Below are 10,869 nucleotides of genomic sequence, written 5' to 3' on the forward strand. Positions count from 1 at the left end.
CGCATGCGCCGAAGGCGCGAGTCTCGAGGCCTGAACGGCGGGACACCAGGGGGCCTCAACCCCCGCGACGCCGAAGGCGGCGCCAAAAACACAGCCCGCTCCGGCCTCCTCGAAACCGAGCTCCACTCACCACCCCGCCCGGGCAACCCCACCGCCACCACGAACGCGCTCACTTCGCCCCAGCGAAGCGCCCCTACCTTCCCTACCGTCGCGGGCGGCAACGCCCGATCACGCGACCGCCACCGCACGTCACAGGATCGGGGACGGCGTGTACCGAGCAGCCTCCGGGTAGGCGGAAACCACCTTGCCCACCTGCGCGACCACGTCCGCCACCTGCGCATCGGCCGCGCCGATGAACGCCGACTTCTCTGCCAGCGCCGCCTCCAGGGCGGCCCGGTCCAGCGGCATCCGATCGTCGGCCGCCAGCCGGTCCAGCAGATCCGGTTCCCGGCCCTGCTCGCGCATGGCCAGGGCCACCGCTACCGCGTGTTCCTTGATCACTTCGTGCGCGGCTTCGCGACCGACCCCGGCGCGTACCGCCGCCATGAGGAGGCGGGTGGTGGCCAGGAACGGCAGGTAGCGGTCCAGCTCGCGGGCGATCACCGCCGGATAGGCGCCGAATTCGGCGAGTACCGTCAGGAAGGTCTCGATCATGCCGTCGATTGCGAAGAAGGCGTCCGGCAGCGCGACCCGGCGGACCACCGAGCAGAAGACATCGCCCTCGTTCCACTGCGCGCCCGCGAGTTCGGCGGCCATCGATCCGTATCCGCGCAGCACCACCTGTAGGCCGTTGACCCGTTCGCAGGACCGGGTGTTCATCTTGTGTGGCATGGCCGAGCTGCCGACCTGGCCCGGCTGGAACCCCTCGGTCACCAGTTCGTGGCCCGCCATCAGCCGGATGGTGTGGGCCAGCGAGGACTGGGCGGCGCCGATCTGTACCAGCGCGGACAGTACATCGTGGTCCAGGGAACGCGGGTAGACCTGGCCCACGCTGGTCAGCACACTGGTGAAGCCCAGGTGCCGGGAGACCTGCTGTTCGAGCGCGGTGAGTTTCGCGGCGTCACCACCGAGCAGATCCAGCATGTCCTGCGCCGTACCCATCGGGCCCTTGATACCGCGCAGCGGGTAGCGGTCGATGAGTTCCCGCAACCGGGTCAGTCCGATGAGCATTTCGTCGGCAGCCGAGGCGAAACGTTTTCCGAGAGTGGTGGCCTGTGCGGCGACATTGTGCGAACGCCCGGCCATCACCAGCGTCTGGTATTCGGCGGCTCGTTCGGCCAGCCGGGCGGCCACCGCGACACCGTGGGAGTGGATATGTTCCAGCGACAGCCGGATCTGCAGCTGTTCCACGTTCTCGGTGAGATCGCGGCTGGTCATGCCCTTGTGCACGTGCTCGTGTCCGGCGAGGGCGTTGAACTCCTCGATCCGGGCTTTCACGTCGTGGCGGGTGACCCGCTCACGTTCGGCGATGGAGGCCAGGTTCACCTGTTCCACGACCCGCTGGTAGTCCTCGACCACACCGGGCGGCACATCGACACCGAGTTCGGCCTGGGCGCGCAGCACCTCGAGCCACAGCCGCCGTTCGAGCACGATCTTCTGCTCGGGAGACCACAGATGCACCAGCTGCGGACTGGCGTAGCGGGTGGCGAGGACGTTGGGGATCAGGTCTGAGGTCACGTCCGGTCAGTCTAGTGACCGGTAGCGGTCCACCGGCTAGTGCGTCGCGGGAGCGACGATATCGATGACCTCGAGCAGGGCACCGCGGGCCAGGCGCCGGGGTTGTGGATCGGATTCGCTGAGCGCGGCCACCACCGCACCGTCGACCACCGCGACCAGCCGGCGCAGTTGTTCGGGGCGCACGATCCGATCGGACCGGCGCAGCACATCGGAGAGCAGCTCGTCCAGCTGCCCGCGTAGTCGGAGCTGGACCTCGCGTAGTTCGGGGTGGCGGGCCGAGGCGACGGTGCGCTCGTAGCGGGCGATCAACCGCCCGCGGGCTCCTTCGTCCACACCTTCGGGTCCGATCAACAGGTCGAGCACCAGATCGACGGTCGCCTCGGCACCGCGACGGCGGTGGGTCACCTCACCGATCCGCCGCCGCATGGCCTCGAGTTCGGCGGTACCGCTGAACTCGACCGCACGCGCGATCAGATCCTCGAGGGATTCGAAGTAGTAAGTCGTGGACGCCAGCGGTAGTTCGGCGCGGGTCGCGACCGAGCGATGCCGGACCGCGTCGAAACCGCCTTCGAGCAGTAACTCGGCCGCGGCAGCCACCAGCGCCTGGCGACGCCGTTCACCCTTCGGAGTCGTCGCGGTTATCACCGTGCCATCGTGCCAGTCTTCATCAATACATCCGTGGGGAATCAGGGAAAGGGGAAACAACCATCGATGTTTCTACCGCATCCGCGCGGCGATGTTGTCGTACTGTGCAAAGTTATTGCCGTGCACAGTGTTCCTATCAGGTCCGTCGCAGGTGATCCCCGAGTCTGCTGAGCGCCGCCTCGATTTCGGCGGTCGCTCCCGCGAAGGAGAGCCGAATAGTGCGATTACCGCCGACGGTGTCGAAATCCAGTCCCGGCGCGAGCGCCACCCCGGTGCCCGCGAGTACGTCCGCGCACCAGGCCATGGAGTCGTCGGTGAGGTGACCGATATCGGCGTAGGCGTAGAAGGCTCCGTCGGCGGGTGCGAGGTCGGTGATACCGAGCCCGGTCAATCCTTCCAGCAGGATGGCCCGGTTGACCGCGTACCGGTGCACATGCGCGTCGAGTTCGGTACGCGCCTCGTCACCGAACGCGTGCACCGCCGCGTACTGGGAGATGGCCGGTGGGCAGACGGTCATATTCGACGCCAGCCGCTGTAGCGCCGGGCGCAGTCCGGGCGGGGCCAGCATCCAGCCCAGCCGCCAGCCCGTCATCGAGAAGTACTTCGATACCGAGCCGATCACCACGCTCGAGCGCGACGTCTCCCAGGACGATGCGGTGCGCTCACCGCCGTAGGTGATGCCGTGGTAGATCTCGTCGGAGATCAGCAGAGTGCCGTGCGCATCGCACCAGCGCGCCACCGCGGCGAGTTCGTCCGGATCGATCATCGTGCCGGTGGGGTTGGCGGGGCTGGCCACGATCAGCCCCTTCGGTGGTTGCGGTAGTTCTTCGAGCATGGCGACAGTCGGCTGAAACCTGGTCTCGGCGCGGCAGTCCAGTTCGACGACCCGGCAGCCGAGCGCGGTCAGCGTGTTGCGGTAGGCCGGATAGCCCGGTCGCGCGACGACCACGGTGTCACCGGGATCGAAGGCCGCCAGGAAGATCAGGGTGAAGGCACCGGAGGAACCGGTGGTGACCACGACATCGTCGGGGTCCACCGGGTAGCCGTAGGTGCGGTGATGATGTCCGGCGATGGCCCGGCGCAGCGGCAGGATGCCGAAAGTCTCGGTGTATCCCAGCAATTCGGCATCGATCGCGGCCTTGGTAGCACGCAGCACCGGCGCGGGCGCCGGGGTCGAGGGCTGCCCGGCCGCGAGACTCAGTACGTCACCGTGCGTTCTGGCGCGTTCGGCGGCGGCTTTCCAGACATCCATCACGTAGAAAGGTGGGATGGTCGAGCGCCGAGATTCAGTGGACACCCGACCGACGGTAGAACACCGCCTCGGGCGCTTCGACAGCTATGGTCTGCTCTGATGCTCGACAAGGCCGGCCGGCAGGCCGACGGGCCGCCGCTACAGGACCCCGGGTCCACCGCGTCCGGACGCGGTACCGGGTTCCTCCGCCGACGCTGGAACCGGGCGGTACCCCCGTTGTCCGCGGCGGTCCGGCGCGGCGGACGAGCGGATGCGGGAGCCCCACCGCAGACGGACGATCCGGACGACCACGGCAGCGTCGCGCATTCCGGTCGGCGTCCGGCGGCCCGGCCGGGCCCGAAGCGGAAGTCCGGCGCGGACCACCCTGATACCGAGCAGGAGCCCACGAGCCCCGGCGCGAGTTCACCCGGCGAAAACCCCGGTGAACAGCGGATATCCCTGGAGCGTGCGGCCGCGACAGGCGGCGGTCTCGTAATCGCGCCGGGCTGGCGGGAACGCGCCGCGGTATCGCCGGGCGCACCGGGACGCCGGCTGCGCGCGACCTACCGGTGGACCCGGCGAGCCGCCGGTGACCTCCTGCTCCGTCGGCCCACCCGGGCCGATATCGCCGAACTGATCGCGCGCCGCCCGTCCGCGGAGGAGATCACCGCCGCGGCGCGGCGGCACCGGGTACTCATCGGCGCCCTGCTGCTCATCGCGCTCCTGGCAGCGGGCGACGCCACCGCCGGGCTGCTGGTCACCGACCGGCCGCCCGCGCCGGGTATCGCCTATCGGGTGCCGGTCGCCCATCCGCTGCGACTGTCCGCGCCGATCCCGTCGGTCCGCCGCTATCTCGACGCCATCGACAACGGGGAACGTCTGCGTGAGCAGGCGGTGGTGGCCGCGGCCGCGCGGGCCACCCTGGACCGCGCCCGAGCCGAGGCCGCGGCCGCGGTCGCCGGGCAGGAGCAGCCGTGGATCAACAGCGCGCCGGCCCCGGGTATCCCCGAGGGGGGGATCATTCCGCCCGGCGCCGTACCGCCCGGCGCCGGTGGTTACGTCCTGCCCGCACCGGGGACGTTCACGTCCGGCTTCGGCAGTCGATGGGGCACCCTCCATCAGGGGATCGATATCGCGGGCCCGATCGGCACCCCGATCTACGCCGTCGCGAACGGCACCGTGATCGACGCCGGTCCGGCCTCCGGTTTCGGTCTGTGGGTACGGATCCGGCACGACGACGGCGCGATCTCCGTATACGGCCATATGTACGATTTCTTCGTCTCGGTCGGCGAACGTGTCCCCGCCGGAATGCAGATCGCCCGGATGGGAAACCGCGGTGATTCCACCGGCCCACATCTGCATTTCGAGATCATCCTGAACGGTCAGCACGTCGACCCGCAGCGCTGGCTCGCACTGCACGGGCTCTCGTACAACTGACCCGAAGCCCATCGAAGCAAATCCGCAGAATCCGGTGACGAGGTCACCCGGCCGCAGGTTGCGGCTGTGACTTACACCGATGTAATGCCAGGTAAATCGATTTCTCTCAGCAGAATAGAACGGTCCGTTATTGCCCTGTTCATCTTCTGTTAATCTTTCGCAACCATTCTGTGATTTGCCAGACAACAGACCGCAAGTTTGTTTATCGCACGGTTGTCACCGGCATCCGAATATCTCGATGCGACAACTCCGCCTCCGACGCGGCGTATCACGCCATCGAGCGCGGACAACTGAATCTCCTCGTTCCACAACACGAATCACAAAAGAAGCAGCGCAACACAGCGCCGACGGCCACGACATGCGGCGGCGTGGTACCTCCGCGCTGTCGGAGCCGTTCCCATGTATCTACGAAAACTGCTACCCCTCGTCGCCATCGCCGCCGCCGTCGTCGTCCCGACACAGGCGCACGCGGACGCGCCCATCCCGGGTGTACCCGCGGAATTGCAGGGTCCCGCGCAACAGCTACAACAGCAGGCGATCCAATGGCAGCAACAGCTGCCCCAACCCCAGCAGGACCAGCTGCAACAGTTCGTACAGCCGTTGCCGCAGCCACTGCCCGGCGTGGTGCAACCCGCGGTGTACTCCGACGATCTGGACGGCTGGATCCGCAACGCGCTGCACATCCTCGGCCAGCGCGGTATCCCGGCCAGCTACGACGGCATCCACCGCAACGCCCTCCGCGAATCGGGCGGTAACCCGCGCGCGATCAACACCTGGGATTCCAACGCCGCGGCGGGTATCCCGTCCAAGGGACTCATGCAGGTCATCGATCCCACCTTCACCGCCTACCATGTGGACGGCACCTCGTGGGATATCTACGATCCGGTCGCGAATATCGCGGCTGCCTGCAATTACGCGGCACACCGCTACGGCTCCATCGATAACGTCTTCGGCGCGTACTGAGCTGCCGATCCGAGTGGACCTCGCCCGCGGGCGGTACGTCGTGGACGCGCCGCCCGCAGCGGTTCTCAGAGGCTGATCCGGCCCTCGACGGCGGCCAGACCGATATCCGAACGATAATGTCCGCCGGTCAGTTTGATCCCGGCCAGCCGGTCGTAGGCAGCCTCCCGGGCCGCGACCAGATCGGCACCGGTACCGACGATACTGAGCACCCGGCCCCCCGCGGATACCAGCGCGCCGTCCGCCCGCAGCGCCGTTCCGGCGTGCAGCACAGTGGCCACGTCGTCGGCCGCCGCATCTCCGGCCCCCGCGAGGACATCACCGGAACGGGGCCGGCCCGGATAGTTCTCCGCGGCCAGCACCACGGTGACCGCCGCGCCGGCGCGCCAGCGCGGTGCGGGCACCTCGGCCAGCGTCCCGGTCGCGGTCGCGTACAACAGTTCCCCGAGCGGGCTCTCGAGCAATGACAGCACCGCCTGTGTCTCCGGATCACCGAAGCGGCAGTTGAACTCCACCACCGCGGGACCGGCCTCCCCCATCGCCAGCCCGGCGTACAGGAGTCCGCTGAAAGAGTCTCCGCGCCGGACCAGTTCGGCGGCCACCGGCGCGACCACCTCGTCGACGATCTGCTCGACCCCGCCCTCGGGCAGCCACGGCAGCGGAGTGTAGGCACCCATGCCGCCGGTATTGGGCCCGGTATCACCGTCACCGACCCGCTTGTGATCCTGCGCGGGCAGCAGCGGCACCACCGTTTCCCCGTCGACCAGGCAGAACAGCGATACCTCCGGCCCGTCCAGGAACGATTCCAACAGCACCGGATGTCCCTGTTCGAGCAGTTCCGCGGCATGCCCGCGAGCGGCCGACCGATCCGCGGTGACCACCACACCCTTACCTGCGGCCAGCCCGTCGTCCTTCACCACCCAGGTCGGGCCGAAACGGTCCAGCGCCGCATCCAATTCGGCAGGCGTATCCACGATCTCGCTATGCGCTGTCCGCACCCCCGCCGCCGCCATCACATCCTTGGCGAACGCCTTCGACCCCTCGATCCGGGCCGCCGCGGCCGACGGACCGAAACACGCGATCCCGGCCGCCCGCACCGCGTCGGCCACCCCCAGCACCAACGGCACCTCGGGACCGATCACCACCAGATCAGCGGCCACCTCCCGGGCCAGCGCGGCCACCGACTCACCGGAACTCGGATCCACCGGCCGCACCTCCGCGTGCTGTGCGATACCGGCGTTACCGGGCGCGGCGAGGATCGCGCTCACTGCCGGATCACGGCGCAGCGCAAGGACGAGGGCGTGTTCGCGGGCTCCGGAACCGATGACGAGTACTCGCACCCGGACAGCTTATAGGTGCGGTATCGGCCTCCGGCGGGGTAGGTTCGCCGCCGGCCCCGGCCCGGTACCAGCGAGTTCAGCGCGCTCGCAGCCCACTGTGGATGATGGTGGAAACACCCTGAACGGGTGGGCAACCCGCGCGCCGGGCCCCAGCGACGCCGGCGCGCGCATACGGGAGGACATGCGCGATGGGTCTGATGGACGGAATCATGGGGAATGCCGGACAGGTGGAGCCGGCCCGGGCCCAGCAGGAATACCAACGGCTGCTCGGCAACGGCGAACAGGTCTACTCGGCCTACATCCTGGTCCGCGACGCCATGCTGTTCACCAACCGGCGCCTCATCCTCATCGACAAACAGGGCCTGTCCGGCCGGAAGGTCAGCTACCACAGCATCCCCTACCGCTCGATCACCCATTTCGCGGTGGAAACGGCGGGCACCTTCGATCTGGACGCCGAGCTGGTGCTGTGGATCTCCGGCACCGATACGCCCCTGCAGAAGAAGTTCAACCGCCAGGTCGACATCTACGAGGTGCAGGGGATCCTGTCCCATTTCGTCGGAGCGTGATGGGATACTGCGATACCTCCGCCTTCGCTGCGGCCTCCGCGGACCGCATATACCAGTCTCGGGAGGGGAATGGTCGACCCCACCAATAAGTACACACCCGCAGGCGGCGCCAAAAGCACTAGTCTCGCGGCATGGCTTCTGTTTTCAGTGCGATCATCGCGGGTGACCTGCCGGGCCGGTTCGTCTGGGAGGACGACGAATTCGTCGGATTCCTCACCATCGCGCCGGTGACCCCCGGGCACACCCTCGTGGTGCCCCGCAAGGAGATCGATCAGTGGCAGGACATCGAACCCGAGGTCTTCGCCCGCCTGAACGCGGTCGCGCAGAAGATCGGCCAGGCCGTACGCGCGGCCTGGGACGCACCGCGCGCGGGGCTGCTGATCGCCGGGCTCGAGGTCCCGCATCTGCACGTCCACGTGTTCCCGGCGTTCACCATGGGTAATTTCGATATCTCCGGCGCCGATCCCGACCCGGAGCCGGAATCCCTGGACGAAGCGCAGACTCGGATCAAGCGGGCATTGCGCGATCTCGGCCACGGCGCCAACGTGCCGGACTGAATCAGTCTTCGTCCGCGTCGTCGGGTGCCGGGCCCGGTTCCGCCGGGGTGCGTGGTAGCCGCACGGTGAAGGTGGCGCCCATCCCGGGTTCGCTGTGCACCTCCACGGTGCCGCCGTGCGCGGTCACCAGCGCCTGCACGATCGACAGGCCCAGTCCGGTGCCGCCGCTGCCGCGGCTGCGGGAATCGTCGGCTCGATAGAACCGCTCGAAAACCCGCGCGGCCTGCTCCGGTGCCATCCCCGGGCCGGTATCGGCCACCTCGAGCCGGACCTCGTCGCGATCGGGAGTGAGCCGGACGGTCACCGTGGCGTCCGGCGGGGTGTGCACGAGCGCGTTGTTGAGCAGATTCGCCAGCACCTGCCGCAGCCGGGCGGCGTCACCCGGTACCTCCGCGGTGCCGGAACCGGGCCGTACCTCGAAGCGGATCGTGTGCTCCGGGTCCTGCCGGCCCTGCGCCGTCGCGACCGCGCGCGCACTGTGCACGGCATCGCTGGTCAACGACAACAGATCGACCGGTGCGTGCTCCACCGGACGTTCGGCGTCGAGCCGGGCCAGCATCAGCAGATCCTCGACCAGCAGACCCATCCGCTTCGATTCGCGTTCGATCCGGTCGAGCAGCATATCCGTATCACCGGTGGCGCCCTGCCGGTACAGCTCGGCGAAACCCTTGATCGTGGTCAGCGGTGTCCGCAGCTCGTGACTGGCGTCGGCGACGAACCGGCGCATCTTCTCCTCGGACCGCCGCGCCGCCTCCTCCGAAGCCTCCGTCGCGGCGAAACCCTGCTGGATCTGCGCCAGCATCGAGTTCAGCGACTGCGCCAACCGGTCCACCTCGGTATTGGTCCCGCGCATCGGCACCCGCCGGTGCAGATCCCCGGCCGCGATATCGGCCGCGGTCTCCTCCACCTGGACCAGACGACGCAGACTGCGCCTTATCACGAAGTAGGCGGCCACCGCCAGCACCGCCAGTACCAATGCCCCGATCACCAGCTGCAGGACCACGAGCCGCTCGACGATATCCTCGGTATCGTCCAGCCGCTGCGCCACCACACTGGTGCCCTTGGCGTTCACCGTGTACCGGACCCGCCACTGCCCGGGCTCGCCGCCGACCGATCCGGTGGTGAATGTCCCCGGCCGCATATCCTGCGGCAGATCGGGTGCTCCGGTGCCGATATCCGACTGCAGATACAACTTGCCGGAATCGTCCTCGACCCGCGCGTAGTACGGCACCGACGGGCGCTCGCGCCCCGGCTCCCCCGGAAGCGGAGGCGGCCGGTTACCGGGCCGCGCCCAGGTTTGCGCCTGCTCCTGCAACTGCTGATCCACCCGATCGATCAGCGCGGCCCGCAACGCCGAGGTCACCGCCACCCCCGAGGCCAGCAATCCAGCTGCTGCCAAAGCGACGAGCGCGAGTACCAGTGTCACCCGCAGCGGCACGGCCGCGAACCGCCCGGCCATACCCTTGCGCCGGACGGGCGCCGAGTCCGACGTGACGAGCGGATCCGCGGAGCTCACGGCCGGCCGGCGGATTCGCGCATCACGTAGCCGACCCCGCGCAAGGTATGGATCAGCCGCTGCGGGCCGGTATCGACCTTCTTGCGCAGATACGACACATAGGTCTCCACCACGCCGACCTCCCCGCCGAAGTCGTAGCGCCAGACATGATCCAGAATCCGCGGCTTACTCAGCACAGTTCCCGCGTTCACCATGAAATAACGCAGCAGCGTGAACTCCGTCGGCGACAACGCCACCGGCTCCCCCGCCTTGAACACCTCGTGCGTATCGTCGTCCAACTCGATATCGGCGAACCGGATACGCGACCGCTCCCGCGCCGGCGCGCTCCCCCCGGCCCGGCGCAGAATGACCCGCAGCCGTGCGACGACCTCTTCCAGACTGAACGGCTTGGTGACATAGTCGTCGGCGCCCAGCGTCAAACCGGTCACCTTGTCCTGGATATCGTCGCGGGCGGTCAGGAACAACACGGGCGCATCGATCCCGTCGGCCCGTAACCGCCGCAGCAGCCCGAACCCGTCCATCCCCGGCATCATCACATCGACGATCAGCGCGTCGGGCCGGAACCCGCGCGCCACATCCAACGCCTGCGCACCATCGGCCGCGGACGCCACCTCGAACCCCTGGAACCGCAAACTCACGGTCAGCAACTCGACGATCATCGCCTCGTCGTCGACGACCAGCACCCGCGCCTCCGGTGCTCCGCCCTGCGCACCACTCATGCCACCATCCTGACCCACCCCCCTGGCAACCCACTGCACACTCGCTGTGAACAAGCTGTGTCGAATTGCCCCGCCTTCGGCGGGGCGGGTGGGGGCTGTGTTTATCTGCCCCGCCTTCGGCGGGGCGGGTGGGGCCCTATCAACCCCGGTTCTTCACTCCGGCGCTCAGTCGCTGCGCTTCTTCGCTCTGTCGCTCCAGAACCGGGGCGGGCCCCACCGGC

10 protein-coding genes are annotated in these 10,869 nt (G+C 68.3%); 4 read left to right on the plus strand and 6 right to left on the minus strand.

The genetic code is table 11. From position 1 onward, the window contains the following. Positions 1-249: 249 nt before the first annotated feature. The 3 genes from purB to ACWEWT_RS37940 all read right to left on the minus strand — a co-directional run bounded on the left by purB (position 250) and on the right by ACWEWT_RS37940 (position 3,619). The gene (purB, locus tag ACWEWT_RS37930; RefSeq protein ID WP_452565743.1) at positions 250-1,677 is read right to left on the minus strand and encodes an adenylosuccinate lyase; all 1,428 of its coding nucleotides are present in this window, start codon (positions 1,675-1,677) and stop codon (positions 250-252) included. Between the two features lie 36 nt (positions 1,678-1,713). After that, positions 1,714-2,322 (minus strand): TetR/AcrR family transcriptional regulator, encoded by a 609-nt coding sequence (locus tag ACWEWT_RS37935; RefSeq protein ID WP_452565744.1) that lies wholly within the window; start codon positions 2,320-2,322, stop codon positions 1,714-1,716. A 136-nt stretch (positions 2,323-2,458) separates the two neighbouring features. Further along, entirely contained in the window at positions 2,459-3,619 is a 1,161-nt protein-coding gene (locus ACWEWT_RS37940) for a pyridoxal phosphate-dependent aminotransferase (protein WP_452565746.1), read from the minus strand. 387 nt (positions 3,620-4,006) lie between these two features. Between ACWEWT_RS37940 and ACWEWT_RS37945 the strand changes: the two genes are divergently transcribed. Both ACWEWT_RS37945 and ACWEWT_RS37950 read left to right on the plus strand, forming a co-directional pair. Further along, positions 4,007-4,990, plus strand: a complete 984-nt coding sequence (locus ACWEWT_RS37945; RefSeq protein ID WP_452565752.1) for a M23 family metallopeptidase — start codon at positions 4,007-4,009, stop codon at positions 4,988-4,990. A gap of 399 nt (positions 4,991-5,389) precedes the next feature. After that, the gene (locus ACWEWT_RS37950; RefSeq protein WP_452565747.1) at positions 5,390-5,953 is read left to right on the plus strand and encodes a transglycosylase SLT domain-containing protein; all 564 of its coding nucleotides are present in this window, start codon (positions 5,390-5,392) and stop codon (positions 5,951-5,953) included. 65 nt (positions 5,954-6,018) lie between these two features. Here the strand turns inward: ACWEWT_RS37950 and purD are convergent, their stop codons facing one another. Then, the gene (gene purD, locus ACWEWT_RS37955; RefSeq protein WP_452565748.1) at positions 6,019-7,290 is read right to left on the minus strand and encodes a phosphoribosylamine--glycine ligase; all 1,272 of its coding nucleotides are present in this window, start codon (positions 7,288-7,290) and stop codon (positions 6,019-6,021) included. A 188-nt stretch (positions 7,291-7,478) separates the two neighbouring features. Between purD and ACWEWT_RS37960 the strand changes: the two genes are divergently transcribed. Both ACWEWT_RS37960 and ACWEWT_RS37965 read left to right on the plus strand, forming a co-directional pair. Then, positions 7,479-7,856: a PH domain-containing protein gene (locus tag ACWEWT_RS37960; protein ID WP_030522883.1), complete on the plus strand. Its 378-nt coding sequence runs from the start codon at positions 7,479-7,481 to the stop codon at positions 7,854-7,856. A gap of 131 nt (positions 7,857-7,987) precedes the next feature. Further along, a complete protein-coding gene (locus ACWEWT_RS37965) occupies positions 7,988-8,413 on the plus strand; it encodes an HIT family protein (RefSeq protein ID WP_452565749.1) in 426 nt (141 codons plus the stop codon). 1 nt (position 8,414) lies between these two features. On the opposite strand, the gene ACWEWT_RS37970 is transcribed toward ACWEWT_RS37965, so the two are convergent. Then, complete coding sequence (locus ACWEWT_RS37970; RefSeq protein ID WP_452565750.1) at positions 8,415-9,872, minus strand: sensor histidine kinase; 1,458 nt, start codon at positions 9,870-9,872, stop codon at positions 8,415-8,417. Positions 9,873-9,925: 53 nt separating this feature from the next. Further along, positions 9,926-10,648, minus strand: coding sequence for a response regulator transcription factor (locus ACWEWT_RS37975; protein ID WP_452565751.1), 723 nt, complete (start codon positions 10,646-10,648; stop codon positions 9,926-9,928). Between the last annotated feature and the right edge of the window lie 221 nt (positions 10,649-10,869).

The organism is Nocardia sp. NPDC003963, assembly GCF_053605105.1.

Bases quoted from the DNA above. Each gene is read 5' to 3' on its own strand.
- ACWEWT_RS37950 (WP_452565747.1), top strand. From the start codon at position 5,390: ATGTATCTACGAAAACTGCTACCCCTCGTCGCCATCGCCGCCGCCGTC.
- ACWEWT_RS37960 (WP_030522883.1), top strand. From the start codon at position 7,479: ATGGGTCTGATGGACGGAATCATGGGGAATGCCGGACAGGTGGAGCCG.
- ACWEWT_RS37965 (WP_452565749.1), top strand. From the start codon at position 7,988: ATGGCTTCTGTTTTCAGTGCGATCATCGCGGGTGACCTGCCGGGCCGG.
- ACWEWT_RS37970 (WP_452565750.1), bottom strand. From the start codon at position 9,872: ATGGCCGGGCGGTTCGCGGCCGTGCCGCTGCGGGTGACACTGGTACTC.
- ACWEWT_RS37975 (WP_452565751.1), bottom strand. From the start codon at position 10,648: ATGAGTGGTGCGCAGGGCGGAGCACCGGAGGCGCGGGTGCTGGTCGTC.